Below are 25578 nucleotides of genomic sequence, written 5' to 3'. Positions count from 1 at the left end.
GTCTCCGGCGGCCGGTTTCAGAGCGTGCGGGAGATCAGCTCTTTCATGATCTCGGTGGTGCCGCCGTAGATCCGCGAGATGCGCGCATCGGCCCAGGCGCGGGCGATCGGGTATTCCCACATGTAGCCGTAGCCACCATGCAGCTGCACGCAGTCGTCGATCACCCGGCACTGCAGCTCGGTCATCGAGTACTTGGCCATCGAGGCGGTAGGGGCATCCAGCGCGCCGTCGAGGAACAGTTCGATGCAGCGGTCGAGGAACACGCGGCCGATCTGCACCTCGGTCTTCAGCTCGGCGAGCTTGTGGCGGGTGGTCTGGAACTCCAGCAGCTCCTTGCCGAACGCCTTGCGCTCGTGGCAGTAGCGCACGGTCCAGTCCAGCGCGGCCTCGGCCAGGGCGGTGGAGCTGATGGCGATCTGCAGGCGCTCCCAGGACAGCTCCTGCATCAGGTAGGCGAAGCCCTGGCCTTCCGCGCCGAGCAGGTTCTGCGCCGGCACGCGGACGTTGTCGAAGAACAGCTCGCCGGTGTCCTGGGCCTTCATGCCGACCTTCTTCAGGCGCTTGCCCTTGCTGAAGCCGGGCATCGAGGTGTCCACCAGGAACAGGCTGATGCCGCGGGCGCCGGCCGCCGGATCGGTCTTGGCCACGACTATCACCACGTCGCAGTGCATGCCGTTGGTGATGAAGGTCTTGGAGCCGTTCAGCACGTAATGGTCGCCGTCGCGCACGGCACTGGTGCGCACGCCCTGCAGGTCGGAACCGGCGCCCGGCTCGGTCATGGCGATGGCGCCGATCAGCTCGCCGCTGGCCATGCGCGGCAGGTAGGTCTGCTTCAGGTACTCGCTGCCGTTGTGCAGGATGTAGGGCGCGACGATCTCCGAATGCAGGGTCAGGCCGAGCAGGTTGGTCGCGCCGGCGCGGGCGAACTCTTCCAGCATGATCACGCTGTAGCGCTTGTCCGCGCCCAGCCCGCCGTATTCCTCCGGCATGCTGAAGCAGAGGAAGCCGCCCTCCCCGGCCTTGGTCCAGACCTCGCGATCGATGAAGCCCTGTTCCTCGAAGCGCTCGTAATGCGGCAGGACTTCCACCTCCAGGAAGCGGCGGATCGACTCCCTGAATTGCAGGTGTTCCTCGTTGAACAGGGTGCGCGGGATGCTCATTGGGTTTCCTCCAGAAGTTGCACTCGCCCGATTGCGGATGGTGGGCAACGTAACCGATGCCCGCCCCCCGCCACCCCTCCCGCGCCGGGAGGGGTGCCCCGCCGGGGTTTCTTTGCACTATGCGAATCACGCAAGCGGAGCGATCCGGCAACTTCGGACTGAGGAAACACGCAATGAACAGCAAAGCTTATGTCGCCGGCGTGGGCATGGTGCCCTTCGTCAAGCCCGGCAGTGGTGCCTACTACGACCAGCTCGGCGCCGCCGCCGTGCGCAAGGCCCTGGCCAACGCCGGGCTGGACTACCGCGACGTGCAGCAGGCGATCGCCGGCTACGTCTATGGCGACTCCACCGCCGGCCAGCGCGTGCTGTACCAGGTGGGCATGACCGGCATTCCGATCGTCAACGTCAACAACAACTGCTCGACCGGCTCCTCGGCGCTGTTCCTGGCCCGCCAGCTGATCGAGTCCGGCGCCGTCGAGTGCGTGCTGGCCGTGGGCTTCGAGCAGATGCAGCCGGGCGCGCTGAAATCCCAGTGGGACGACCGCCCGTCGCCGTTCGCCAACTTCGACGGCCTGTGCGACGAGATCTGCCCCTACGAGCAGCCGCTGGCCCTGCGCTACTTCGGCGGCGCCGGCAAGGAGTACCTGGGCCGCTACGGCGCCAGGCCGGAGCTGTTCGCCAGGGTGAAGGCCAAGGCCAGCCGCCACGCCGAGCACAATCCCATGGCGCTGCTGCGCAACGTGGTCACCGCAGAAGAGGTGCTGGCCTCGCCGCTGGTCTTCCCGGAAGTCCACCTGCACCGCCTGATGGCCTGCCCGCCGACCTGCGGCGCCGCCGCGGCGATCCTGGTCTCCGCCGACTTCGCCCGCCGCCACAACCTCGACGCCAGCGTCTACATCGCCGCCCAGGCCATGACCACCGACCTGCCCGGCACCTTCGACAAGCGCAGCATGATGGCCCTGGTCGGCACCGACATGACCCGCGCCGCCGCCGACCAGGTCTACGCCCACGCCGGCATCGGCCCGGAAGACGTGGACGTGGTGGAGCTGCACGACTGCTTCGCGCAGAACGAGGTGCTCACCTACGAAGGCCTGCGCCTGTGCCCCGAGGGCGGCGCCAGCGAATTCGTCGCCGCCGGCAACAACACCTACGGCGGCAAATACGTGGTCAACCCGTCCGGCGGCCTGCTTTCCAAGGGCCACCCGCTGGGCGCCACCGGCCTCGCCCAGTGCACCGAACTGGTGGAGCAGCTGCGCGGCCAGTCCGGCGTCCGCCAGGTCGCCAACGCGCGCATCGGCCTGCAGCACAACCTCGGGCTCGGCGGCGCCTGCGTGGTCACCCTCTATCGCCGCGTCGACTGACCGCGCGCAACCATCCAAAGGAGATTCTGATGATCGACAAGAGCTTCATCGGCCTGGTGCTGCCCGCCAGCCGCTGGGAGATCGAAAAGGGCCGCGTGCGCGCCTTCGCCCGCGCCATCGGCGACACCCGCCCGGAATGCAATGACGAGGAAGCGGCGAAAGCGCTGGGCTACCCGTCCCTGCTGGCGCCGCCGACCTTCGCCTTCAGCGCGATGATGGACGCGCGCAGCCTGACCGGCGCGCTGGAGCTGATGAACGTGCCGATCGCACGCATCCTCCACGGCGAGCAGTCCTTCGACTACCAGGGGCCGATCTTCGCCGGCGACGTGCTGAGCGTGGAAACCCGCGTCAGCGACATCATCGAGAAGAAGAACGGCGCCATGGAGTTCGTCACCCAGCTGACCACCCTGACCAATCAGAACGGCGAACAAGTGGGCGAGCTGCGCACTGTCCTCGTCGTGCGCAACAAGTAAGGAACCGCCCATGACGCCTATCAGCTACCACGACCTGCAGGTCGGCGACGCGCTGCCGGAACTGCGCCTGGCGCCGATCGACCGCGCCACCCTTTCGCACTTCGCCGGCGCTTCCGGCGACGACAACCCGATCCACATCGACATCGACTTTGCCCGCCGCGCCGGCATGCCCGACGTGTTCGCCCACGGGATGCTCGGCATGGCCTACCTCGGCCGCCTGCTCACCGAGTGGGTGCCGCAGTCGGCGCTGCGTTCGTTCGGCGTGCGCTTCGTCGCCATCACCCACCTGGGCAACCAGCCGGTGCTGACCGGCCAGGTGGTGGAGAAGTACGAGCAGGACGGCGAACGCCGCGTCGCCGTCGAGGTGCAGATGGCCAACCAGTTCGGCGAAACCAAGATCCTTGGCAAGGCCGTGATCGCCCTTGCGCAATAACAACTGAATCACGAGGAGAGAAACGATGGGCAAGCTCGAAAACAAGGTGGCGCTGATCACCGGCTCCGGCCGCGGCATCGGCCGTGAAGTGGCGCTCAAGCTGGCGGCCGAAGGCGCCGCCGTGGTGATCAACGACCTCGACGCGGCACCGGCGGAAGAAACCGTCGCCGACATCCGCGCCCTCGGCGGCAAGGCCGTGGCCTGCGTCGGCAACGTCGCCGCGCCGGACTTCGCCGAGCGCTTCGTGCGCACCGCCATCGACAACTTCGGCGGCCTCGACATCATCGTCAACAACGCCGGCTACACCTGGGACAACGTGGTGCAGAAGATGACCGACGAGCAGTGGTACGCCATGCTCGACGTGCACATGACCGCGCCCTTCCGCATCTTCCGCGCCGCCGCCGGCTTCATCCGCGAGGCCGCGAAGAAGGAAGCCGAAGCGGGCATCGAGAACTTCCGCAAGATCGTCAACATCTCCTCGGTCGCCGGCCTCGGCGGCAACTCCGGGCAGATGGGCTACTCCAGCGCCAAGGCCGGCGTGGTCGGCATGACCAAGACCCTGGCCAAGGAATGGGGCCGCTTCAAGGTCAACGTCAACTGCGTGGCCTTCGGCTTCATCACCACCCGCCTGACCGAAGCCACCGCCGATGCCGACGCCTCGGTGGACATCGAGGGCCGCAAGATCAAGGTCGGCGTCAGCCCCGACCTGGCGAAGATGCTGGAACGCTCCATCCCCCTCGGCCGCGCCGGCCGCCCGGCCGAAGCCGCCGGTGCGGTAGCGATGTTCTGCTATCCGGAGTCGGACTATGTGTCCGGGGAAGTGCTGATCTGCGGGGGCGGGATTTCGTTGTAAGGACGCAATGCCGGGCCATCGTAGGGTGGATCAGCTTCATCGATCCACCATGGCCGCGCATGCGGCCCCGCAATGGTGGATGAAAAAATCCTCATCCACCCTACGGCTTCGGGGACGGGATTTCGTTGTAAGGGATGCAGGGTGGATCGGCTCCATCGATCCACCATTCGTGCCATGCGGATGGCGAGAATCCTGTAGGAGTGGGCCATGCCCGCGACCCGGGCACGGCTGTCGCGGGCATGGCCCGTTCCTACAATCCCGGCGTGGTACTCACGCCACCGGAATCGCCGGATCCGCCGCCGCCAGGGCCACCGCCCGGTCCGCCACCGGCGGGTAGATCCACTGACTGTTGATCTGCATCTTCAGCTCCTTGGCCTCCGCGCCGATCAGCTTCGTCGCCCGCTCCCAGCCCTCGGTGAACACCGCGCCCCAGGCCCCCAGGTCGAGGCAGGTGACGTACTTCGGCTGGCTGTAGACCGTCGGTTCGACGCCGATGAGGTCCGCCGCCGCGTTGTTGCCGGCATGCCGGCCCAGCGGGATGGCGTGCTGGCAGGACATGACGTTGTAGTTGCCGCTCTCGTCCGTGGCGGCGCGGGCGACGTCGCCGGCGGCGAAGATTTCCGCATGGCCGTTGACCCGCAGGTAGCGGTCCACCTGCAGCCGGCCGAGGTGGTCGCGCTCGGCGGCGATCTGCTCGGTGAGGTCGCTGGCGCGGAAACCCACGGTCCAGACCACGGTCTTCGCCTCGATGCGCTCGCCGTCCGCCAGCACCACGCCTTCGCCATCCACCGACGCCACCGAGGTGCCCAGGCGCCATTCGACGCCGAGTTCGCGGGACGCCTCGACGATCGCCGGGCGGATGCCGTCGCCCAGCGCTGCGCCGATCTGCTCGGCGCGATCGACGACTATCACCCGGATATCCGCAGCGTCCCCCAGTATCGTCCGCAGCCTGGCGGGCAGCTCGGTGGCGGTTTCGATGCCGGTGAAGCCGCCGCCGGCCACCACCACGGTGTTGCGCGCGGGCGATTCCGGCAGGTCGGCCAGTTGTTGCAGGTGCCGCTCCAGGCGCGCCGCCGATTCGATCTGGTCGACGTCGAAGGCATGTTCCACCACGCCGATCGCGGCCGGCCGGATCAGCCGGCTGCCCGAGGCGAGCACCAGGCGGTCGTAGCCGATCCACTCCACGGCGCCGCTGGCATCGCGGTACTCGACGCGCTGGCCGTCGGCATCCACCTGCACGGCGGTGCCCTGGATGAAGCGCACGCCGACCGCGTCCAGCAGCTCCAGCAGCGGCGCGGCCATGCGCTGCACGTCCGGCTCGTAGAAGCGCGGGCGGATGCGCAGTTCAGGCTGCGGCGCGAGCATGCTCACCACCACGTCGCTGCGCCCATGACGATCGAGCAGACGCACGGCGCTGAGCGCACTCCACAAACCCGCAAAGCCCGCACCAATAATGAGAATATGTTGTTTCATCGCTCGCCCCTCTCGTCTGGGTGAATCGTCTTGACCCGGCAATGCTAGGGACAAAAGAATTCAGCCTAAATGACGGATATCCCTGAATTCATGCCAAGCCATCCTCGCAGCATCCTGTTCGTCGCCTATCCGCAGATGGGCCTGCTCGACCTCACCGGGGCGCAGACCGTGTTCTGGGCTGCGAACAAGGCCCTGCAGCAGCGCCACCTGCCGGGCTACGAAAGACACACCGCCAGTCTTCACGGTGGGCTGATGCCGACCGCCGAAGGGCTGGCCGTGGAAAGCCAGCCGCTGGACAGCTTCAAGGGCACGCGCCTGGACACCCTGATCGTCCCGGGAGCGCCGGAGATCGAACGCGCGGTGGCCGAGTCCGGCGAGCTCATCGAGTGGATCGCCAGCAACTCCGGGACGTTCCGCCGTACCGCCTCGGTCTGCAGCGGCGCCTTCCTGCTGGCCAAGGCCGGGCTGCTGGACGGCAAGCGCGCCGCCACCCACTGGGCCATGTGCGACATGCTCAGGACGAACTTCCCGGCCGTGGAGGTCGACAACGATTCCATCTTCATCCAGCAGGGAAAAATCTGGACCTCGGCCGGAGTCAGCGCCGGCATCGACCTCGCCCTGGCGCTGGTCGAGGCGGACTGCGGGCGCGAGATCGCCATGCAGGTGGCGCGGGAACTGGTGGTGTTCCTCAAGCGGCCGGGCGGACAGGCGCAGTTCAGCGAGCTGCTGCAGGCCCAGACGCAGGACAGCGAGATGTTCGACGAGCTGCACCACTGGATCGCCGACAACCTCGGCAACCCGGACCTCAGCGTGGAGGCCCTGGCCGAGCGCAGCCATATGAGCCCGCGCAACTTCTCGCGCCTGTACAAGCAGAAGACCGGCCGCACGCCGGCCAAGGCCGTGGAGATCTTCCGCCTGGAAGCGGCGCGCCGGCTGCTGGAGGAATCCGCGCGCAATATCGACCAGATCGCCCGCCAGTGCGGCTTCGGCGACGAGGAACGGATGCGCGCGACCTTCCAGCGCAACCTGGCCATTTCGCCACGGGATTATCGGCGGCGGTTTTCGCGGTAGCGGCGCTGAGCCGTAGGAGCGGGCCATGCCCGCGACCCGCCACAAGGTCGCGGGCATGGCCCGCTCCTACAGGCTCCAGCATCCAACCGCCCTACCCGCGATTGCGCTCGTCGAGGAACTTCAGCGACTGGTAGAGCATCTCGATCTTCGGCATCTCGCCACCCGCGCAGGCCACGGCGCGAAGGGGCGCGGCATAGATCGCCTCGATCTCCAGCGGCCGCCGGGCCTGGTAGTCGAGGTACATGCTCGGGTAGTAGTCGGTCCGCACGTCGGTGGCCTTCCAGGCCGCCTCCAGGCTTTCGGCCGAAAGCGCATGGCCGCAGACGGCGGCGCCTTCGAACACCTCCTCCATCAGCTCACTGACCAGCGCACGGGTGGTGGGCCGGCTCATCAGCTCCAGCGAGCCGCTGCCGAGCAATACCGACAGGCCATTCAGCGGCACGTTGAGCAGCAGCTTCTGCCAGCGCGCCCGGTCCAGGTCGTCCATCGCCCTGGCCTCGATGGCGGTAGCGGCGAACAGCGCCTCGACCTCCTCCAGCACCGCGCCTGCCGCGTCGCCCGGGCCGGAGTGGTAGCCGAGGGTCAGCCGACCGCCGCCGTAGTGTTCGATCACGCCGGCCCCCCGGCGATGGGTGGAGACGAAGCACAACCCACCGAGCAGGTGCAGGTCGTCACGGATCAGCGGACGCATGTCGTCTTCCACCGACAGGCCGTTCTGCAGCAGCACCACCCTGGCTTGCGGCGCGGCGACCTGGTCGATCACCGCCCCCAGGCCGGGATTGGCGGTGGTCTTGGCTCCCACCAGCAGCCAGTCGCAGGGCGGCATGGCGTCGGCATCGGCGTAGATGTGCAGCGGTTCGGGACGGTAGTCGCCGAGCGCCGGGCTCTTCAGGGTCAGGCCGAGTTCGCGCACCGCGGCATAGTCGCTGCGCAGGAGAAAATGCACTTCGTAACCGGCCTTCGCCAGCAGCATGCCGTAGAAGCCGCCGATGGCACCGGTGCCGATCACGCCCACACGCAAGACGTTCTTTTTCATCGCGAGGTTCCTTGTTGTCGCTTGTTTTTATCCTGTCCAGAAGGAAAGCAAGAATCTCTCCAGCAAAACGCAAAAAACCGGCTGGACGGGAGAACCCGTCCAGCCGGTTTTCGCTGCGAGCCGGACTCAGGCGACCTGCATCAGTCGGCTGAAGGCCTGCAGATGATGGTCGTCGTCACCGAACTGGTGGCTGATCATCACCAGGTGCTTGGCATAGTGCGAACCAACGTACTCGTCGGTCAGGCCGATGCCGCCGTGCAGCTGGATGGTCTGCTCGCAGATGAAGCGACCGGCGCGGGTGGTGATGAACTTGGCCGCGGCCAGGGTGCGGCTGCGCTCGTCGCTGTCCGGCTGGTCGGCCACGCAGGCGGCCAGCATGGCCATGGAGGTGGCCTGGTCCAGCTCGCTGCGCATGTCGACCATGCGATGCTGCAGGACCTGGAAGCTGCCAATGGTCACGTTGAACTGCTTGCGCGTCTTCAGGTAGTCGAGGGTAAGGTCGCAGGCGGCTTCCATGGTGCCCACGGCTTCCGCGCACTGTGCGGCGATGGCGCGGCCTTCCTGGTACCGCATGGCGGACAGGGCCTTGCCCGGCTCGCCGAGCGCCTTCTCGGCGCCGACGAACACGCCGTCGAGGAACAGTTCGCAGCCCTTGAAGCCGTCCGCGGTCGGGTAGACGCGGCGGTTCACGCCGGCTTCCTGCGGGTCGACCAGGAACAGGCCGATGCCGTCCTCGTCGAACTGGCCGCCGGACACGCGCGCCGACACCAGGATCAGCCCGGCGCTGTGGCCGCCGATCACCGCGACCTTGCGGCCGGAGAGGCGCCAGCCGCCGTTCACCGCTTCGGCGCGGGTGGCGACGTCATTCAGGTTGTAGTGGCTCTGCGGCTCCTCGAAGGCGACCGCCAGTTGCAGCTGGCCGGCGGCGACCTGGCTCAGCAGCTCGTCCTTCTGCACGTCGCTGCCCAGCTGGGCGAGCAGGCCGCCGGCGTACACCACCGACTGCAGGTAGGGTTCCAGGCACAGGCCGCGGCCCAGCTCGGTCATCACCAGCATGGTGTCCACGCCGCTGCCGCCGAAGCCACCGAAGGCTTCCGGGACCGGCACGCCGGTCAGGCCCAGCTCGCCGAGCTGGCTCCAGAAGTCGGCGCCGTAGCCCAGTTCGCTGCGGCGGTAGGCTTCGCGTTGTTCGAAACCGTAGGCGTCACGTACCAGACGCGCCGCCGTGTCTTGCAGCATCTGCTGCTCTTCGCTCAGTTTGAAGTCCATGGTCGGCAGCCTGTCAGAGTCCGAGGTTCACTTTGGAAACGATGTTCTTCTGGATTTCGTTGGAGCCGCCGTAGATCGACAGCTTGCGCATGATGAAGTACTGGCTGGCCAGGGTTGCGCTGTAGTCGGCGTGCAGCAGCTCGCCGCCGAAGGCCTGGTCCATTTCCTCTTCGAGGAACGGCAGCGCGTACGGGCCGACGGCCTTGCGCAGCAGGTGGGTCAGCGCCTGGCGCAGCTCGGTGCCCTTGACCTTGAGGATCGAGCTTTCCGCACCGGTGCCGCCGCCATCGCGGGCCGCGACGAGGATGCGCAGGTTGCTCATCTCGGTGGCGATCAGCTGCATTTCCACTTCGGCGATCTGCGCGCGGAACAGCGGGTCCTCGATCAGCGGCTTGCCGCCCTTCAGTTCACGGCTGGCGATGGCCTTGAGCTGCTTGAGCAGTTGCTTGGAGAAGCCGATGCCGGCCAGGCCGGTACGCTCGTGGGTAAGCAGGTACTTGGCGCAGGTCCAGCCTTCGTTTTCCTTGCCGACCAGGTTGGCCACCGGTACGCGGACGTCGTCGAAGAACACTTCGTTGACTTCGTGCTCGCCATCCAGGGTGATGATCGGACGCACGCTGACGCCCGGCGACTTCATGTCGATCAGCAGGAAGGAGATGCCGCGCTGCATCTTGGCTTCCGGGTCGGTACGGACCAGGCAGAAGATCCAGTCGGCGTTGTGGCCGAGGGTGGTCCAGGTCTTCTGGCCGTTGACGATGTAGTGGTCACCATCGCGTACGGCACGGGTCTTCAGCGAGGCCAGGTCGGAGCCCGAGCCCGGCTCGGAGTAGCCCTGCGCCCACCAGTCGGTCATGTCGAGGATGCGCGGCAGGTAGTGCGCCTTCTGTTCCTCGGTACCGAACTTGATGATCACCGGGCCGACCATCACGGCGCCGAACGGCAGCACGCGCGGGGCGCCGAAGGTGGCGCATTCTTCCTCGAAGATGTACTTCTCGACCACGCTCCAGCCGGTGCCGCCGTATTCAACCGGCCACAGCGAGGCATGCCAGCCGCGCTCGTTCAGGGTACGCATCCAGAAGATGTTGTCTTCCTTGCTCAGGCGCTTGCCCAGCTTGACCTTGGCCGCCAGGTCGGCCGGCAGTTTCTCGCGCAGGAAGGCACGCACTTCTTCACGGAAGGCGAGCTCTTCGGGCGTGTAATGGATATCCATCGAGGAGTTCCTCAAGCATTGTTGTCGGACCGGCTGTACCGCCGGCTCTGGCATCGGCCAGGTCGCCCCGGCCGCAGGTATATCGGTCTTCGAGTATCGGGAAGTGGGCGCAGGATGGCCCTAGTTCGTTCGGAGCAATTTGAGGGGTATTGCCGGGTGAAACCCGCCGGGCTGGCGGGCTTGCGGCTTTGTTCGCGAGCAAGGGCTAGGCGCCCCCCCTCGTTCCTACAGGTAGCACCTGCTCTTCGTAGGAGCGAGCTTGCTTGCGAACCCCAGGCCAATGCCCAGGCATTGGGTCGCGGGCATGGCCCACTCCTACAGATCAGAGCACCGCTTCGCTGCCGAGGAACGCGGTGACCTGGCTGGACAGCGTGCCGCCGTTGCCGTGCAGCAGGGCGATGTCGCACTTGTCCAGCTGGCGTTCGCCGGCCTGACGGCGGATCTGGGTGACCGCCTCGAGGATCAGGAACATGCCGTACATGCCCGGATGGACGCAGGACAGGCCACCGCCGTTGGTGTTCACCGCCAGCTCGCCACCGGGGGCGATGCGCCCGCCTTCGACGAAGCGACCGCCCTCGCCCTTCGGGCAGAAGCCGAGATCCTCGAGGAACAGGATGGTGTTGATGGTGAAGGCGTCGTAGAGCATCACCAGGTCGACGTCGGCGTGCTTCACCCCGGCCATTTCCATGGCGCGCGGGCAGCTTTCCGAGGCGGCGGTGACGGTCAGGTCGGGCATGGCCTGGATCGAACGATGCCACTGCGCGCCGTTGGCGCCGAGGAAGTAGACCGGCTTGTGCGGCAGGTCGCGGGCGCGGTCTGCACGGACCATCACGCAGGCGCCGCCACCGTCGGTGACCAGGCAGCAGTCGGCGGAAGTCAGCGGGTCGCTGACCATGCGGCTGGCCATCACGTCTTGAATGCTCAGCGGGCCGCGGGCAAAGGCCTCGGGGTTGAGGTTGGCCCACTTGCGCGCCGACACGGCGACTTCCGCCAGTTGCTCGCGGGTGGTGCCGTACTGGTGCATGTGGCGGCTGGCCGCCAGCGAGTAGGAGGTGATCGGGTGGCGCGGCTTGTAGAAGGTCTCGTGCCACTGCGGTTCGCTCATCGACACCAGGCGGCCGCCGGCGGTGCGCTGGTTGGAGCCGTAGCAGATCAGCGCCGCGTCGCACAGGCCGGCCTCCAGGGCCAGGGTCGCCTGCAGCAGGTGCATCTCGAAGCTGGAGCCGCCGACGTTGGTGCCGTCGACGAACTTCGGCTTGATGCCCAGGTACTCGCACACCGACAGGGTCGGGAAGGCATGGGAGCTGGTGGCGGCGAATACGGCGTCGATGTCCGAGAGCTTCAGGCCGGCGTCGGCGATGGCCTTCAGCGAAGCCTGGCCGAGCAGTTCCATGGGGCTGAAGCCGTGGGCTTCACCGATACCGGCGCTGCCGATGCCGACGATGGCGGTCTTGCCGCGGATTGCCTGGTTCATGCCTTGTCCTCCAGCAGATCGAACACCACTCCGGCCACGCCATCCACCTCGACGATTCGCGCCTTGACGCGGCTGCCGATCGGCGCGGTTTCCACACCCTCGATGCGTGACATCATGCGCACGCCCTCGTCGAGGTCGATGAGCGCCACGTTGTGGCTGCCGTTGCGCGCACGGTTCACGGTGATCGCGTAGATGGTGCCGGTGCCGCTGGCCTCGACCCATTCCAGGTCGGTTTCGCCGCTGCCGGGAATCAGCACGCGCGGGTAGAACACGTAGCGACCGGTGGACGCACTGCGTTGCAGCATGAAGCGGCCTTGTTGCAGGAAGTTCTGGTATTGCGCCTCGGGCCCGACGGCCGCGGCGGCAGGCTGCTCATTTGCTGCCATGAGATGCTCCTGATGGATTCAAGATTGCTGGGACGTGGAAACCGGCGCGTGCAGGCTCCGCGTGTTGGAGATGAAAGTGCCCTTGGCCCGGGATACCAGGCGCTCGCCATCCATGAGGCTTAGGCTGGCATTGCTCAGGGTGCGGCCGATCTTGTGGATCTCCACATGCGCGGTGATCCACTGCCCCGGCCGCGCCGGGCTGATGTAGTCGACGCTCAGCTCGATGGTCGCCGGTGGCAGTTCGAGCCCGCCCTGGACGCGGATGTAGGCGCCGAAGGCCGTGTCGGCCAGGGTGGCGAGGAAGCCGCCGTGGGCGATGTTCAGCGGGTTCAGGTGTTCGGCGAGGATGAACGCGGCGACTTCGCCGGTTTCCGGCTTGAAGTAGATGCCGCGGCAGCATTGAACGAACCCCGGCGCAGCGTTGTTGAGCCGCACCATCGGCACGAAGCCGTCGGGGATCGGGGAGGAAATGTCCATGGCGCTCATTATTGTTCTCCGTTGACTGGGCGCGTCGGTCTACAGGCCAAGCACCAGCTTGGCGATGATGTTGCGCTGGATCTCGCTGGACCCGCCGTAGATCGAGGTCTTGCGGTAGTTGAAGTAGCGCGGCAGCAGCGGCCCGGCGTAATCCGGCCCGGGACGCGGTGCGGTGGCGCGGCCCTGGACTTCCGCCCAGGTGTCGCGGATGAACGGCCAGCCCTGGGGCCCGACCGCTTCCACCGCCAGCTCGCTGATCAGTTGCTTGGTCTCGGTGCCGGCCAGCTTGATCATGCTCGAGGCGGCGCCGATGGACGTGCCGGAAGCGATGCCGGAGAAGACGCGCAGTTCTGCGGCGTTGACCGCCTCGACCTGGATTTCCAGCTCCAGCAGCCGACAGCGGAAATCCGCATCGTCGAGCAGGCAGCCGCCGTCATCGCCAGGTTGTTGCGCGGCGATCCAGCGCACCTTGTCCAGTTGCTGGCGCAACGACGGACCGTAGGCATTGCCGCGCTCGAATTCGAGCAGGTACTTGGCGCAGGTCCAGCCCTGCCCTTCCTCGCCGATCAGGTTCTCCACGGGGACGCGCACGTCGGCGAAGAACACCTGGTTGACCTCCTGCTCGCCGGGCATCGGCCCGTCCAGCAGCGGCAGTGGATCGACGCTGATGCCGGGCGTGGTCATGTCCACCAGCAGGAAGGAAATCCCGGCCTGCTTGCTGCCGTCACGGCTGGTGCGCACCAGGCAGAACATCCAGTCGGCCCACTGCGCCTGGGTGGTCCAGATCTTCGAGCCGTTCAGCACGTAGTGGTCGCCGTCGCGCTCCGCCTTCATCTGCAGGGACGACAGGTCGGAGCCCGAGCCCGGCTCGGAATAGCCCTGGCACCAGAAGATGTCGGAGGCCAGGGTCGGCGGCAGGAAGCGCGCCTTCTGCGCGTCGCTGCCGAAGCGCATGATCACCGGGGCGACCATCATGATGCCCATCGGCGAGACCCGCGGGCAGTCGGCGGCGGCGATCTCGGCCTGGAACAGATAGCGCTGGGTCGGCGTCCAGCCGGGGCCGCCATGTTCGGCCGGCCAGTCCGGCGCAACCCAGCCGCGGGCATGGAGCTTCTTCTGCCAGCGGCGCTGGCCTTCCTTGTCGAGGTAACCGTTCTTCGACTGCGCCATCATTTCGCGCAGTTCGTCGTCGTAGGCCTCGGCGATCCAGGCGCGGACTTCCTCGCGGAAAGCCTGTTCGTCGGCGGAATACTCAAGATTCATGGCTGCTCTCCCCCGCCAGTTCGCCGTAGCGGCGCACATGATGGTCGACCGAGCCGAACTGCTGCTCGATCACCGTGGCGCGCTTGAAGTAGTGCCCCACCGCCAGTTCCTCGGTGATGCCCATGCCACCGTGGATCTGCACCGCGCCCTGGCCGACGGCCTTGAGCGCCTTGCCGATGCGCACCTTGGCGGCGCTGGCGGCCATGCCGCGCTCGCGCGCCGGAGCGTCGAGCTGCATCACCGCCATCCAGGTCAGCGCGGCGGCCTGTTCGATATGGATGTGCATGTCCACCATGCGGTGCTGCAGGGCCTGGAACGAGCCGATCGGCACGCCGAACTGGCGGCGCTCCTTGGCATAGGCGACGGTGTCCGCCAGCATCCTCTGCATCACCCCGACCGCTTCGCCGCACAGCGCCACCAGCGCTTCGTCGTACACCGGCTCGAGCAGGTCCATGCCACGACCCTCGGCGCCGAGCAATGCGGATGCCGGCACGCGGACGTCGTCGAACCAGACTTCCGCAGCCCGTCCGCCGTCCACCGTCGGGTAGTCCCGGGTGCGGATGCCGGCGGCGTTCTTCTCCACCAGCAGCAGGCTGATGCCGTCGCGATCGCGCCGGCTGCCTGCGGTACGCGCACTGACCAGCAGATGCGTCGCCGAGGCCGCATCCAGCACCATGGTCTTGTGGCCGTTCAGCAGGTAGGCGTCGCCTTCGCGGCGCGCGCGGGTCTCGATGTCGTGCAGGCAACTGCGCGCCTGTACTTCGGATTGCGCCCAGGCGATGCGCACGTCGCCGGCCATGATGCCGGGGATGAAGCGTTCGGCCAGCGCGCCGCCGGCACGCCGGAGCAGGCCGCCAGCCAGCACCACGGTGGACAGGTAGGGCTCCAGCACCAGCGAGCGGCCGATCGCCTCCATCACGATCTGGTTCTCGACCGCGCCGCCGCCGAGCCCGCCCAGGGACTCGGGGAAGGCGGCGGAAAGAATGCCCAGCTCGCCGGCGAACGCCTGCCAGCACTCCGGCCGCCAGCCCTCGGCCGACGCGACTGCCGCCATGCGCCGGTCGAAGCCGTACTGCTCGTCCAGATAGCGCGCGAGCATGTCGCGCAGCATCTGCTGTTCATCGCTGAAAGCGAAATCCACCGTGCATTCCTCCGTGTTATCCCCTTCGAGAGCGTCGACCGAACGTAGGGCGCATAACGCGCCAGCGTTATCCGCCACAATCCTCCGCGCCCATCCCTTCGGCGGATGAAGCGTTCCGCTTCATCCGCCCTGCGTCGACAACGGGACAGCCGTTATCCGCCGTTATCCGCCGTTCGAGGCCATCATTCGGCCCAGGCGGAGGCGACGCTCAGGCGCTCGCGGCAGTCGGCGACCATGCGCTCGATCAGCTCGGCGCAGGTGGGGATGTCGTCGATCAGGCCGACGCACTGGCCGGCGGTGACGATGCCGTCGTTCGGCTCGCCCGCTTCCAGCGCGGCGCGGCCACGGGCGCCTGCGACCAGATGGCGGATGTCCTCGAACTTCGCCCCGCCCTTGCGCTCGATGCCGACCACTTCGTCGGAAATCGGGTTCTTCAGCACGCGCGCGGTGTTGTGCAGGGTGCGGAAGATCAGGTTGGTGTCGCGCTCGCTGGCGTTCACCAGGGCCTGCTTGATGTTCTCGTGGATCGGCGCTTCCTGGGTCGCGCAGAAGCGCGTGCCCATGTTCACGCCTTCGGCGCCGAGCGCCAGGGCGGCGGCCAGGCCACGGCCGTCGGCGATGCCACCGGAGGCGATCACCGGAATGTCCAGCTTGCGCGCCGCCAGCGGGATCAGCACCAGGCCGGGCACGTCGTCCTCGCCCGGATGGCCGGCGCACTCGAAGCCGTCGATGGAAATCGCATCGACACCGAGGCTCTGCGCCTTCAGCGCATGGCGGATGGCCACGCACTTGTGAATCACCTTGAGGCCGGCGGCCTTGGCCCGGGCGATGTGCTCGCCGGGGTTGTTGCCGGCGGTTTCCAGCACCGTCACGCCGCTCTCGATGATCACGTCGAGGTAGCGGGCATAGGGCGGCGGATTGATCGACGGCAGCAGGGTCAGGTTCACACCGAACGGCTTGTCGGTCATGGAGCGGCAGCGTTCGATCTCCGCGGCCAGCGCTTCGGGAGTCGGCTGGGTCAGCGCGGTGAGGATTCCCAGGCCGCCGGCATTGGAAACCGCCGCGGCCATCTCGGCGCGGCCGACCCACATCATGCCGCCCTGGATGATCGGGTAGCGGATGCCGAGCAGTTCGGTAATGCGAGTTTTCATCGTGTTCTGTTGCCTCTGCGTGGTTTCATCGTTCCCACGCTCCTGCGTGGGAATGCAGCCTGTGGCGCTCCCGCGCCATGGGACGCGGAGCGTCCCCGGATGGGTTCCCACGCGGGAGCGCGGGAACCATTGGCATCCGTATTACTGGTCGAACATGATCACCGAGCGGGCCAGCTCGCCACGGCGCAGTTCGTCGAAGGCATCGTTGATCTGCTCCAGCTTGAGGCGCTGGGAAATCATCTCGTCGAGCTTCAGGCGACCCTGCATGTAGAAGTCGACGAGGCGCGGCAGGTCCACCGGGAAGCGGTTGGAGCCCATGAACGAACCCTGGATCTTGCGCTCGCCAAGGAAGTCCAGGCCGTGCAGCTCGACCTTCACCCCCGGCTTGATCATGCCGATCACGGTGGCGGTGCCGCCGCGGCGCAGCATGCCGAAGGCCTGTTCAGCGGTCTGCTTGAGGCCGATGCACTCGAAGGAATAGTGCACGCCACCCTTGGTCAGTTCGAGGACCTGCTGTACCGCATCGCCATCCTTGCCATTGACCACGTCGGTGGCGCCGAACTGCTTGGCCAGTTCCAGCTTGGAGTCGAGCATGTCGATGGCGATGATCCGCCCTGCCCCGGCCAGCGCCGCACCGTTGATGGTGGCCAGGCCGATACCGCCGCAGCCGATCACCGCGACGGTCTCGCCCGGACGCACCTGGGCGGTGTTGAACACCGCGCCGGTGCCGGTGATGACCGCGCAACCGAGCAGCGCTGCGCGATCCAGGGGCATGTCACGGCGGATCGCCACACAGGCGTTCTCGTGAACCAGCATCTGCTCGGCGAAGCCGCCGAGGTTCATGAATTGCGGGATCGGTTTCTGCACGTAGCTCAGACGCGGCGCTTCGTCGGCAGCGCGCTTGGTGCTGGGCGACTGGCAACGGTTCATGTGGCCGGTCACGCAATCGCTGCAGCAGCCGCAGAACGCCGACAGGCAGGTGACCACGTGGTCGCCCGGCTTGACGCTGCGCACATCGGCGCCAACCGCTTCGACGATGCCGGCCGACTCATGGCCCAGCAGCACCGGCAGCGGGTAGGGATAGGTGCCGTCGACCACGTGCAGGTCGGAGTGGCAGACGCCGCTGGCGACGGTGCGGATCAGCACCTCGCGCGGGCCGGGCTTGCTGATGCTGACTTCTTCGATGGTCAGCGGGGAACCGGGCTGATGGAAAACGGCTGCTTTCATGGAGCACCTCTAGTAGTTGGCAGTAACCCGGGTCAGCGACCCGGGTGGGAAGGTGAGGTTCAGCGGGCGATCAGGGAGCCGACGATCTGGCGGACCTGCTCGACGAAGGGCGGACGCATCAGGTCCGGGGCATCGGCGGTGCGCAGCACCGCGCGGGCATGGCTGAAGGTCTTGAAGCCGTCGAAGCCGTGGTAGGCGCCCATGCCGCTGGCACCGACGCCGCCGAACGGCAGGCTCTCGACGCCGACGTGGCGGATCACGTCGTTGATGCACAGCGCGCCGGACAGGGTGCGATCGAGCACGTAGCGCTCTTCCGCAGCGTCGCTGCCGAACCAGTACAGGGCCAGCGGACGCGGACGGGCGTTGATGTAGGCGACCACCTCGGCGATGTCCTTGTACGGCTTGATCGGCAGCAGCGGGCCGAAGATCTCGTCCTGCATGACCTTCAGCTCGTCGCCGGGGTTGCGCAGCAGGGTCGGGGCGATCTTGTGGTGCGCCTGGCCGGCGAAGTCCTCGTTGGCCGGGTTCAGCTCGATCAGCTCGACGCCGGCGTCGCGCGCTTCGCTCAGGTAGCCCTGCAGGCGCTCGAAGTGGCGGGCGTTGATCACCGAGGTGAAGTCCGGGTTGTCCTTCAGGGTCGGGAAGAAGCCGGCGACCACGGCCTTGGCCGCAGCGACGAAGTCTTCCAGCGATTCCTCGGGCACGAACACGTAGTCCGGCGCCACGCAGATCTGCCCGGCGTTGTGCATCTTGCCGGAGACGATCTTGGTCACCGCCTTCTGGAAGTCCGCGCTGCGGGAGATGATGGTCGGCGACTTGCCGCCCAGTTCCAGGGTCACCGGTACCAGGTTCTCCGCGGCGGCGCGCATCACGTGCCTGCCGATGCTGGTGGCGCCGGTGAACAGCAGGTGGTCGAACGGCTGCGAGCAGAACGCATGGCCGGTCTCGGGGCCGCCGGTGATCACCGCGACTTCTTCCTCGGCGAATACCGAGCGGATCATGCGGGCGATCAGCTCGGAAGTCTTCGGGGTGAATTCGGAGGGCTTGATCATCACCCGGTTGCCCGCGGCCAGGGCGCCGGCCAGGCCGCCGAAGGCCAGGTTCACCGGGAAGTTCCACGGGCTGACGATGCCGATCACGCCCAGCGGCTGGTATTCCACCCAGGCCTCGCCACGGTCGGTGTGGCGAGGCTCCGGCTTCATCCAGCCGGCGACCTGGGCCTTGCTCTGCTTCAGCACCATCAGCGGCGAGAGCACTTCGGTGACACGGGAAAAGTCCTTGCTGCGATGACCGAAGTCGGCACAGACCGCCTCGACGATCTCTTCCTGGTGGTCGACCAGGAGTCCAATGGCACGGTCGATCAGCTCGATACGCTGCTCGACACTCATGGGCGCGCCAGCCAAGTGTGCGGCGCGCTGCTTGTCCAGCACCGCACGGATCTCGGCGGCGCTGTATTCGGTTTGCTTGTCACTCATCGCGATAACTCCGTTATGCGTTCTTTTGTCGTTCTTGTCAGTGGATCAATCGCGCTCCGGCCACTGGAACAGTGGCGGCTCCTTGCGCACGAAGCGCGCGGAAGCTTCCTTGAGATAATCGGAGCTGAGAGCCACGGCCTGGGCGGCGGCCTCGGCATCGAGGAGCTCGTGCAATCCGCTTTCCAGGGAACGGCCGAGCAGGCGCTTGGTCATGGCGAAGGCGCAGGTCGACTGCATGGACAGGCTGCGGGCAATGGTCTCCGCGCGGGCGTGCAGTTCCCCGGCCGGCACCACTTCCAGGGCGAGGCCCAGTTCACGTGCTTCATTCGCGCCGATCTCGCGCGCGGTGTAGATGATCTCGCGGGCCTTCGGCAGGCCGACCAGGCGCGGCAGGAAATACGAGGCGCCAAGGTCGGGCGCCAGGCCGATGCGGGCAAAGGCCATGCAGAAACGCGCGCGCTCGGAAGCGATGATGAAATCGGCTGCCAGCGCCACGCTGAAGCCGGCGCCGAAGGCCACGCCGTCCACGGCTGCGACTACCGGACGGTCGAAGTCCGCCAGTGCCGCCAGCAGGCGGTTGTTCTCGGTCATGCGCATGCGCATGAAGCTGGCTTCGACGCCGCCCTGCATGGTGGAAACATCGCCGCCGGAGCAGAAGTCGCTGCCGGCGCCGGTCAGCAGCAAGGCGCGTACATCAGGATTGCGGCGCAGCTCGGTCAGGGCGTCGAGCAACTCGACGAACATCTGCCCGGTCATTGCGTTCTTGCGTTCCGGGCGGCTCATGACCAGCGTGGCCAGCCCGTCATTGATGGTGAGTTGTATGGTCGACATGGACTTTTCTCCTCAGCCATGAACAAAGGAAAGCGCCGCCCGCAGGCAACGGGCGGCCTCGTCCGTCACAGGGTGCGGGCGATGATTTCCTTCATGACTTCGTTGGAACCGCCGAAAATCTTGCTGACCCGGGCGTTCATGTACTGGCGGGCGATCGGGTACTCGACCATGTAGCCGTAGCCGCCGTGCAGCTGCAGGCACTCGTCGATGATTTCGCAGTTGCGCTGGGTGGCCCACCACTTGGCCATGGCCGCGACCTCACCGCTCAGCTCGCCTTTCAGCACCTTGACCATGCAGTCGTCGATGAAGGTACGGGCGATGGTGTAGGTGGTCTGCATTTCCGCCAGCTTGAAGCGGGTGTTCTGCAGGTCCAGCGACGGCTTGCCGAACAGCTTGCGGCTGCGGGTGTACTCGATGGTGTCGGCCAGCGCACGCTCCATGCTGCCCAGCGCGCCGAGGGCGATGATCATGCGCTCCTGCGGCAGCTGCTGCATGAGCTGGATGAAGCCCTTGCCCTCTTCCGGGCCGAGCAGGTTGGCGACCGGCACGCGGACGTCGTCGAAGAACAGCTCGGCGGTGTCCTGGCCACGCTGGCCGATCTTCTCGAGGATGCGGCCACGGCGGAAGCCCGGCAGGTCCTTGGTCTCGACCACGACGATCGAGGTGCCCTTGGCGCCCTTCTCCGGGTCGGTCTTGCACACCACCAGGATCAGGTCGGCGTGGTAGCCGTTGGTGATGAAGGTCTTGGAACCGTTGATGACGTAATGGTCGCCATCACGCACGGCGCGGCACTTGATCGCCTGCAGGTCGGAACCGGCGCCCGGCTCGGACATGGCGATGGCAGCTACCATCTCGCCGCTGGCCATCTTCGGCAGCCAGGTCTTCTTCTGCTCTTCGCTGGCGTAGCGCAGCAGGTAGTGGGCGACGATGCCACTGTGTACGTTGGTACCAAGACTGCTGCTGATCTGGCGGGACTGCTCCAGGGTCAGAATCGCGTCGTGGGCGAAGTTGCCGCCCATGCCGCCGTACTCTTCCGGGATGCTCAGCAGCAACATGCCGCACTCGCCCGCCTTGGTCCAGATTTCACGATCGACGTGATGCTGCTGGGCCCAGCGCTCTTCATTGGGGACCAGTTCCTCGGCGACGAAGCGGCGCACGGATTCCTGGAAGATCGGCAGATCGTCGACGATCCACGGGGATTGGTAGGCAGTCATGGCATTCCTCAGGTACGGAGGCAATCAGGGAATTTTTTGGGGAAGCGCGCCCTGCGTAATGCAGGGCGCGCTGGGGCACTACTTAGAAGTTCTGGCCCGGGCCACCGCCGCAGTACACGACCTGGCCGGACAGGTAGTTCGATTCCGGCAGGCAGAACAGGACCACAGCGCCGGCAGCTTCTTCAGCCTTGCCCGGACGGCCCAGCGGGATGACGGTGCTGGCGGCGTCGAGACGCGCCTGCTGTACGCCGACCTTGATCTCGCGGCCTTCGATGTTGACGGTCTTGCTGGCGTCGCCGGCCAGGGCCTGGGTCAGGCGGGTGTCGATCAGGCCGAAGGCGACGGCGTTGACGTTGACCTTCAGGCGGCCCCACTCCTTGGCCAGGGTCTTGGACATGCCGAGGATGCCGGCCTTGGCGGCGGAGTAGTTGCTCTGGCCAGCGTTGCCGCCAGCAGCGCCGGAGGAGATGTTGACCACTTTGCGGAACACTTCGCGGCCTTCGGCGGCTTCAGCCTTGGCGGCGGCGCTGATGATCGGCTGGGCGGCGCGCAGGATGCGGAACGGAGCGGTCAGGTGGCAGTCGATGATGGCTTGCCACTGCTCGTCGGACATCTTCTGGATCACGTTGTCCCAGGTGAAGCCGGCGTTGTTGATGATGATGTCGATGCCGCCGAAGTTGTCGACCGCGGTCTTGACGAAACGATCGGCGAAGTCCGGAGCGGTCACGCTGCCCACGCAGGCAACGGCTTCACCGCCGGCGGCGCGGATTTCCGCGATCACTTCCTCGGCCGGAGCGGCGTCCAGGTCGTTGATGACCACTTTGGCGCCGTAGGCAGCCAGTTGCAGGGCCACTTCACGGCCGATGCCACGGCCGGAGCCGGTTACCAGGGCGACTTTGCCTTCGAGTTTCTTGCTCATTGCTTTTTCCTTCTTGTTCAGGCGTCCAGGGCCACGACGGCTTCGCCGGACAGTTTGATTTCACCCGCCTGGTTGCGAGTGGTGATTTCCAGGCGCACGGTGCGGCTGGCTTCGTCCTTCTCGATCACCTTGCCGGAGCAGGTGATCGCATCGCCGATGTGGGTGATGGCGACGAAGCGCACGGAGAAGTGGCGCAGTTGCTCCTGCGGCACCCAGTCGGTCAGCAGGCGGCCCAGGAACGCCATCGACAACATGCCGTGGGCGAACACGTCGGGCATGCCGGCCTTCCTGGCGAAGTCGATGTCGACATGGATCGGGTTGTGGTCACCGGAGGCGCCGCAGTACAGCGCCAGGTCCAGGCGGCTGATCGGTGCGGTGGTGAACGACGGCAGTTCGTGGCCGATTTCCAGGTTTGCAAAGTTCACGGTCGGCTCCTCAGTTACGCACGACGAGGCTGTTGCGCAGCTCCGCCACCAGTTCGCCCTGCTCGTCGGTCACGCGAGTTTCGCGCACCACGAACTCCAGGGCGCCGCCCTTCTTGTCGTAGATGTCGACGATCTTGGTCTCGAAGCTCAGGCGATCACCGGCGAAGGCCATCTTGTGGTAGGTGAAGCTCTGCTCACCGTGCAGGATGCGGCCGATGTCGATACCCAGGCGCTTGAGCGTCGAGCCCGAACCACCGGATTCCATGTCCAGGCAGAACAGGAAGGTCGGCGGTACCGGCAGGCGGTCGCCTTCGGTGTAGCGCGCGTCCTTCTGGCCGGTGGCCTTGGCGAAGAAGCGCAGACGGCCGGCTTCGATCAGTTGCGTGTGGCTGGAAACCACCGCGCCGATATGGCTCTTGTCGATCATGGATGGGCTCCGATCACTGACGCTGGTACAGGGTGACGACGCAGGCGCCGCCCAGGCCGAGGTTGTGCTGCAGGCCGAAGCGCGCGCCTTCCACCTGGGTGGCGTCGGCGGTGCCGCGCAGCTGGCGGGTCAGTTCGAAGCACTGAGCCAGACCGGTGGCACCCAGCGGGTGGCCCTTGGACAGCAGGCCACCGGACGGGTTGGTGACGACGCGGCCGCCGTAGGTGTTGTCGCCGTCGAGGATGAACTTCTCGGCACCGCCTTCGGGGCACAGGCCCAGGGCTTCGTAAGTCAGCAGCTCGTTGGCGGTGAAGCAGTCGTGCAGCTCGACGACCTGCACGTCCTGCGGGCCGACACCGGCCTGCTCGTACACGCTCAGGGCGGCATTGCGCGCCATGTCGTAGCCGATCACCTTGCGCATGTCGCCTTCGTCGAAGGTGCTGTTGCGGTCGGTGGTCATGGACTGGCCGGCGATGATCACGTCAGTGCGCAGACCGTGCTTCTTGGCGAAGGCTTCGGAGCAGACGATCGCGGCAGCCGCGCCGCAGGTCGGCGGGCAGCACTGCAGGCGGGTCAGCGGGTCGAAGATCATCGGCGTGGCGAGGACTTCTTCGGTGCTGACGACGTTGCGGAACACCGCCAGCGGGTTGCGTGCGGCGTGCTGGCTGGCCTTGGCGCGGATCATCGCGAAGATTTCGCGGCCGATGCCGTATTCCTTCATGTAGGCACGACCGGCGCCACCGAAGAACTGCGCGGCGCGCGGAGTCTGCTCCTCGAAGCCCTGCAGTTCGTTCATGGTCCTGGCGAAGCGGTCCATCGGGCCGGTGCGGTCGGTATAGGCGCCTTTCAGGGCCCCCGGAACCATCTGCTCGAAGCCCAGCGCGATGGCGCAATCGACGGCGCCGCTTTCCACTGCCTGGCGAGCCAGGAACAGCGCGGTGGAACCGGTGGCGCAGTTGTTGTTGACGTTCACCACCGGGATGCCGGTCAGGCCAACACCATAGAGTGCAGCCTGGCCGCAGGTGGAGTCACCGAAGACGTAGCCGGCATAGGCCTGCTGCACCAGGTGGTAATCGATGCCGGCATCGGCCAGGGCGGCCTTGGCGGCGTTGGCGCCCATGATGTGGTATTCGTCGCTGGCACCCGGCTTGGTGAACGGGATCATGCCGACGCCGGCCACAACTACTTTGTTGCTCATGCTATTTCTCCAGGGATGAGTAGGGAGGCCGTGACGTCAGTTGACGGCGCGGGTCTTGTCCTTCCAGTAAGGGGCGCGCAGGTCGCGCTTGAGAATCTTGCCGGCACCGGACATCGGCAGCGCCGCCATGAACTCCACGGATTTCGGGCACTTGTAGCCGGCGATGAACTTGCGGCAGTGCTCGATGATTTCTGTCTCGCCGGCTTGCTGGCCCGGCTTGAGGACGACCGCGGCATGCACCGCTTCGCCCCAGCGGTCGCTGGGGATGCCGATCACGGCACAGGCCGCCACGGCGGGATGGCCGGCCAGCGCGCTCTCGACTTCCGCCGAGTACACGTTTTCGCCACCGGTCACGATCATGTCCTTGATCCGGTCGACGATGTACAGGTAGCCATCCTCGTCCATGTAGCCGCCGTCACCGGTATGCAGCCAGCCATCGCGCAGGGTTTCGGCGGTTTCTTCCGCCCGGTTCCAGTAGCCGAGCATGACGTTCGGGCCGCGGGCGATGACCTCGCCGACGATGCCGCGCGGCACTTCGTTGCCGTCCTCGTCGACGACGCGCACGTTGACGCCGATGAGCGGCCGTCCGGCCGAACGCACGCGCCCGCTGGCGATCGCCTCGGCGGTATGGTTTTCCGGACCGCTGATGGAGATGCTCGGCGACGCCTCGGTCATGCCGTAGCCTTGCTGGAACTGCACGCCCGGCAGCAGCTGCAGGGCCCGCTCCAGCACCGGCTGGGTGATCGGCGAGGCACCGTAGATCAGGCGCTTCAGGCTGCTCAGGTCGAAGTTGGGGAATTCCGGGTGCATGATCAGCGCCTGCAGCATCACCGGGACCAGCAGGATGTCGACCACCTTCTCGCTCTCGATGGTGCGCAGCACGTCCAGCGCATCGAATGACGGCACGAACACGTGCGGCCGCCCCGAGATGGTCTGGGCTATCACGCGCGCCATGCAGGCGGTGTGGAACATCGGAGCCACGTGCAGGGTCACGCTCCCCTCGATGGACGCGTAGTCGGCCATGCGCATGATCGCGGAAGACCACAGGTTCATGTGCGACTGCATCACGCCCTTCGGCCGTCCGGTGGTGCCGCCGGTGTACATGATGGAGGCAAGATCGTCGCCGCCGCGCAGCGCGTCCGCGATGGGCTGGTGCTCGGCGATCAGGCCCTCGTACGAGAGCATGCCTTCCGGCGCCGGGCCGCTGCCGACATGCACCAGTACGGGAGGAACCTTGGCAGTGGCGACGATCTCCGCAGCCATGTGCAGGAAATTGTCGTCGATCAGCAGAATGCGGGTGTCGCAATCGTCCAGCGAATAGACGATTTCCGGCACGCTCCAGCGGATGTTCACCGGATTGAGCACGCCACCGCCCCACCAGGTGCCGTACATGTATTCGTAGAAGCTGTCCGAGTTCAGAGCCAGCATGCCGACGCGATCGCCATCGCACATGCCGAGAGAGCGGAAGCCTGCAGCCAGGCGCGCCACGCGGTCGACCACCTCGCGGAAGGTGCGAGTGCGTCCACGGAAGATCGTGGCGACTTGATCGGGCTGCTGCTGCAGCATGCGATGCAGCCCTTGGGTCAGGTACATACTCGTCTCCTGAGGAACTTGTTGTTGTGTTTTTCGAT

The 25578-nt window shown here is 66.5% G+C and carries 25 protein-coding genes; 5 read left to right on the top strand and 20 right to left on the bottom strand.

Features of this window, described 5'->3' with window-relative positions; genetic code table 11:
• Positions 1 to 17: 17 nt before the first annotated feature.
• Positions 18 to 1160 carry an acyl-CoA dehydrogenase family protein gene (locus BLR75_RS08745; protein WP_084310642.1) on the bottom strand — a complete coding sequence of 381 codons (1143 nt, stop codon included), beginning with the start codon at positions 1158 to 1160 and terminating at the stop codon, positions 18 to 20.
• A 173-nt stretch (positions 1161 to 1333) separates the two neighbouring features.
• Here BLR75_RS08745 and BLR75_RS08740 point away from each other — a divergent pair, with 173 nt between their 5' ends.
• Genes BLR75_RS08740 through BLR75_RS08725 form a run of 4 tightly spaced genes read left to right on the top strand, consistent with a single transcriptional unit; the run spans position 1334 to position 4280 of the window.
• Positions 1334 to 2521: a lipid-transfer protein gene (locus BLR75_RS08740; RefSeq protein ID WP_084310643.1), complete on the top strand. Its 1188-nt coding sequence runs from the start codon at positions 1334 to 1336 to the stop codon at positions 2519 to 2521.
• A gap of 29 nt (positions 2522 to 2550) precedes the next feature.
• Positions 2551 to 2994 (top strand): MaoC family dehydratase N-terminal domain-containing protein, encoded by a 444-nt coding sequence (locus BLR75_RS08735; protein ID WP_084310644.1) that lies wholly within the window; start codon positions 2551 to 2553, stop codon positions 2992 to 2994.
• 10 nt (positions 2995 to 3004) lie between these two features.
• Positions 3005 to 3427 carry a MaoC family dehydratase gene (locus BLR75_RS08730; RefSeq protein ID WP_084310645.1) on the top strand — a complete coding sequence of 141 codons (423 nt, stop codon included), beginning with the start codon at positions 3005 to 3007 and terminating at the stop codon, positions 3425 to 3427.
• Positions 3428 to 3452: 25 nt separating this feature from the next.
• Positions 3453 to 4280 (top strand): SDR family NAD(P)-dependent oxidoreductase, encoded by an 828-nt coding sequence (locus BLR75_RS08725; RefSeq protein ID WP_084310646.1) that lies wholly within the window; start codon positions 3453 to 3455, stop codon positions 4278 to 4280.
• A 270-nt stretch (positions 4281 to 4550) separates the two neighbouring features.
• Here BLR75_RS08725 and BLR75_RS08720 read toward each other — a convergent pair whose 3' ends face one another.
• Positions 4551 to 5753, bottom strand: a complete 1203-nt coding sequence (locus BLR75_RS08720) for an NAD(P)/FAD-dependent oxidoreductase (protein WP_084310647.1) — start codon at positions 5751 to 5753, stop codon at positions 4551 to 4553.
• Between the two features lie 90 nt (positions 5754 to 5843).
• Here BLR75_RS08720 and BLR75_RS08715 point away from each other — a divergent pair, with 90 nt between their 5' ends.
• Positions 5844 to 6824 carry a GlxA family transcriptional regulator gene (locus BLR75_RS08715; protein ID WP_217633596.1) on the top strand — a complete coding sequence of 327 codons (981 nt, stop codon included), beginning with the start codon at positions 5844 to 5846 and terminating at the stop codon, positions 6822 to 6824.
• Positions 6825 to 6915: 91 nt separating this feature from the next.
• On the opposite strand, the gene BLR75_RS08710 is transcribed toward BLR75_RS08715, so the two are convergent.
• From BLR75_RS08710 to BLR75_RS08625, 18 genes are all read right to left on the bottom strand, one after another.
• Positions 6916 to 7860: a putative 2-dehydropantoate 2-reductase gene (locus BLR75_RS08710; protein ID WP_084310649.1), complete on the bottom strand. Its 945-nt coding sequence runs from the start codon at positions 7858 to 7860 to the stop codon at positions 6916 to 6918.
• A 126-nt stretch (positions 7861 to 7986) separates the two neighbouring features.
• On the bottom strand, positions 7987 to 9129 hold the full coding sequence (locus BLR75_RS08705) for an acyl-CoA dehydrogenase family protein (RefSeq protein WP_084310650.1): 1143 nt from the start codon (positions 9127 to 9129) through the stop codon (positions 7987 to 7989).
• 13 nt (positions 9130 to 9142) lie between these two features.
• Positions 9143 to 10339 (bottom strand): acyl-CoA dehydrogenase family protein, encoded by a 1197-nt coding sequence (locus tag BLR75_RS08700; RefSeq protein WP_084310651.1) that lies wholly within the window; start codon positions 10337 to 10339, stop codon positions 9143 to 9145.
• A gap of 322 nt (positions 10340 to 10661) precedes the next feature.
• Entirely contained in the window at positions 10662 to 11813 is a 1152-nt protein-coding gene (locus BLR75_RS08695) for a thiolase (protein ID WP_084310652.1), read from the bottom strand.
• Complete coding sequence (locus tag BLR75_RS08690) at positions 11810 to 12199, bottom strand: Zn-ribbon domain-containing OB-fold protein (RefSeq protein ID WP_084310653.1); 390 nt, start codon at positions 12197 to 12199, stop codon at positions 11810 to 11812. Before BLR75_RS08690 ends, BLR75_RS08695 begins: the two co-directional genes overlap by 4 nt.
• A gap of 18 nt (positions 12200 to 12217) precedes the next feature.
• Complete coding sequence (locus tag BLR75_RS08685) at positions 12218 to 12685, bottom strand: PaaI family thioesterase (RefSeq protein ID WP_084310654.1); 468 nt, start codon at positions 12683 to 12685, stop codon at positions 12218 to 12220.
• A 30-nt stretch (positions 12686 to 12715) separates the two neighbouring features.
• Complete coding sequence (locus BLR75_RS08680) at positions 12716 to 13939, bottom strand: acyl-CoA dehydrogenase family protein (protein ID WP_084310655.1); 1224 nt, start codon at positions 13937 to 13939, stop codon at positions 12716 to 12718.
• Positions 13929 to 15080: an acyl-CoA dehydrogenase family protein gene (locus tag BLR75_RS08675; protein ID WP_084310656.1), complete on the bottom strand. Its 1152-nt coding sequence runs from the start codon at positions 15078 to 15080 to the stop codon at positions 13929 to 13931. The genes BLR75_RS08680 and BLR75_RS08675 overlap by 11 nt, the downstream gene beginning before the upstream one ends.
• Before the next feature lie 182 nt (positions 15081 to 15262).
• On the bottom strand, positions 15263 to 16285 hold the full coding sequence (locus BLR75_RS08670; RefSeq protein ID WP_255312775.1) for an NAD(P)H-dependent flavin oxidoreductase: 1023 nt from the start codon (positions 16283 to 16285) through the stop codon (positions 15263 to 15265).
• Between the two features lie 87 nt (positions 16286 to 16372).
• Positions 16373 to 17458, bottom strand: coding sequence for a Zn-dependent alcohol dehydrogenase (locus tag BLR75_RS08665; protein ID WP_084310658.1), 1086 nt, complete (start codon positions 17456 to 17458; stop codon positions 16373 to 16375).
• A 59-nt stretch (positions 17459 to 17517) separates the two neighbouring features.
• On the bottom strand, positions 17518 to 18933 hold the full coding sequence (locus BLR75_RS08660) for a coniferyl aldehyde dehydrogenase (protein ID WP_084310659.1): 1416 nt from the start codon (positions 18931 to 18933) through the stop codon (positions 17518 to 17520).
• A gap of 45 nt (positions 18934 to 18978) precedes the next feature.
• A complete protein-coding gene (locus BLR75_RS08655; RefSeq protein ID WP_084310660.1) occupies positions 18979 to 19764 on the bottom strand; it encodes an enoyl-CoA hydratase/isomerase family protein in 786 nt (261 codons plus the stop codon).
• A gap of 65 nt (positions 19765 to 19829) precedes the next feature.
• Entirely contained in the window at positions 19830 to 20978 is a 1149-nt protein-coding gene (locus BLR75_RS08650) for an acyl-CoA dehydrogenase family protein (RefSeq protein WP_084310661.1), read from the bottom strand.
• A gap of 82 nt (positions 20979 to 21060) precedes the next feature.
• Positions 21061 to 21897 (bottom strand): SDR family NAD(P)-dependent oxidoreductase, encoded by an 837-nt coding sequence (locus BLR75_RS08645; protein ID WP_084310662.1) that lies wholly within the window; start codon positions 21895 to 21897, stop codon positions 21061 to 21063.
• A gap of 17 nt (positions 21898 to 21914) precedes the next feature.
• Positions 21915 to 22322: a MaoC family dehydratase gene (locus BLR75_RS08640; protein ID WP_084310663.1), complete on the bottom strand. Its 408-nt coding sequence runs from the start codon at positions 22320 to 22322 to the stop codon at positions 21915 to 21917.
• Positions 22323 to 22332: 10 nt separating this feature from the next.
• The gene (locus BLR75_RS08635; RefSeq protein ID WP_084310664.1) at positions 22333 to 22749 is read right to left on the bottom strand and encodes a MaoC family dehydratase N-terminal domain-containing protein; all 417 of its coding nucleotides are present in this window, start codon (positions 22747 to 22749) and stop codon (positions 22333 to 22335) included.
• Between the two features lie 13 nt (positions 22750 to 22762).
• Positions 22763 to 23947, bottom strand: a complete 1185-nt coding sequence (locus BLR75_RS08630; protein WP_084310665.1) for a lipid-transfer protein — start codon at positions 23945 to 23947, stop codon at positions 22763 to 22765.
• A gap of 36 nt (positions 23948 to 23983) precedes the next feature.
• The gene (locus tag BLR75_RS08625) at positions 23984 to 25540 is read right to left on the bottom strand and encodes an acyl-CoA synthetase (RefSeq protein WP_084310666.1); all 1557 of its coding nucleotides are present in this window, start codon (positions 25538 to 25540) and stop codon (positions 23984 to 23986) included.
• Between the last annotated feature and the right edge of the window lie 38 nt (positions 25541 to 25578).

Origin of the sequence: Pseudomonas jinjuensis (genome assembly GCF_900103845.1) — a bacterium.
GTDB classification, from domain to species: Bacteria; Pseudomonadota; Gammaproteobacteria; order Pseudomonadales; family Pseudomonadaceae; genus Pseudomonas; species Pseudomonas jinjuensis.
The sequence above is the reverse complement of the archived record's forward strand: the minus strand, read 5'-3'. Positions and strand labels throughout refer to the sequence as shown.

Coding starts and splice junctions, on each gene's coding strand:
- BLR75_RS08745 (WP_084310642.1), bottom strand. CDS start 1,160: ATGAGCATCCCGCGCACCCTGTTCAACGAGGAACACCTGCAATTCAGG.
- BLR75_RS08705 (WP_084310650.1), bottom strand. CDS start 9,129: ATGGACTTCAAACTGAGCGAAGAGCAGCAGATGCTGCAAGACACGGCG.
- BLR75_RS08710 (WP_084310649.1), bottom strand. CDS start 7,860: ATGAAAAAGAACGTCTTGCGTGTGGGCGTGATCGGCACCGGTGCCATC.
- BLR75_RS08725 (WP_084310646.1), top strand. CDS start 3,453: ATGGGCAAGCTCGAAAACAAGGTGGCGCTGATCACCGGCTCCGGCCGC.
- BLR75_RS08645 (WP_084310662.1), bottom strand. CDS start 21,897: ATGAGCAAGAAACTCGAAGGCAAAGTCGCCCTGGTAACCGGCTCCGGC.
- BLR75_RS08690 (WP_084310653.1), bottom strand. CDS start 12,199: ATGGCAGCAAATGAGCAGCCTGCCGCCGCGGCCGTCGGGCCCGAGGCG.
- BLR75_RS08665 (WP_084310658.1), bottom strand. CDS start 17,458: ATGAAAGCAGCCGTTTTCCATCAGCCCGGTTCCCCGCTGACCATCGAA.
- BLR75_RS08695 (WP_084310652.1), bottom strand. CDS start 11,813: ATGAACCAGGCAATCCGCGGCAAGACCGCCATCGTCGGCATCGGCAGC.
- BLR75_RS08625 (WP_084310666.1), bottom strand. CDS start 25,540: ATGTACCTGACCCAAGGGCTGCATCGCATGCTGCAGCAGCAGCCCGAT.
- BLR75_RS08720 (WP_084310647.1), bottom strand. CDS start 5,753: ATGAAACAACATATTCTCATTATTGGTGCGGGCTTTGCGGGTTTGTGG.
- BLR75_RS08680 (WP_084310655.1), bottom strand. CDS start 13,939: ATGAATCTTGAGTATTCCGCCGACGAACAGGCTTTCCGCGAGGAAGTC.
- BLR75_RS08700 (WP_084310651.1), bottom strand. CDS start 10,339: ATGGATATCCATTACACGCCCGAAGAGCTCGCCTTCCGTGAAGAAGTG.
- BLR75_RS08740 (WP_084310643.1), top strand. CDS start 1,334: ATGAACAGCAAAGCTTATGTCGCCGGCGTGGGCATGGTGCCCTTCGTC.
- BLR75_RS08715 (WP_217633596.1), top strand. CDS start 5,844: ATGCCAAGCCATCCTCGCAGCATCCTGTTCGTCGCCTATCCGCAGATG.
- BLR75_RS08735 (WP_084310644.1), top strand. CDS start 2,551: ATGATCGACAAGAGCTTCATCGGCCTGGTGCTGCCCGCCAGCCGCTGG.
- BLR75_RS08660 (WP_084310659.1), bottom strand. CDS start 18,933: ATGAGTGACAAGCAAACCGAATACAGCGCCGCCGAGATCCGTGCGGTG.
- BLR75_RS08650 (WP_084310661.1), bottom strand. CDS start 20,978: ATGACTGCCTACCAATCCCCGTGGATCGTCGACGATCTGCCGATCTTC.
- BLR75_RS08730 (WP_084310645.1), top strand. CDS start 3,005: ATGACGCCTATCAGCTACCACGACCTGCAGGTCGGCGACGCGCTGCCG.
- BLR75_RS08655 (WP_084310660.1), bottom strand. CDS start 19,764: ATGTCGACCATACAACTCACCATCAATGACGGGCTGGCCACGCTGGTC.
- BLR75_RS08635 (WP_084310664.1), bottom strand. CDS start 22,749: ATGATCGACAAGAGCCATATCGGCGCGGTGGTTTCCAGCCACACGCAA.
- BLR75_RS08685 (WP_084310654.1), bottom strand. CDS start 12,685: ATGAGCGCCATGGACATTTCCTCCCCGATCCCCGACGGCTTCGTGCCG.
- BLR75_RS08630 (WP_084310665.1), bottom strand. CDS start 23,947: ATGAGCAACAAAGTAGTTGTGGCCGGCGTCGGCATGATCCCGTTCACC.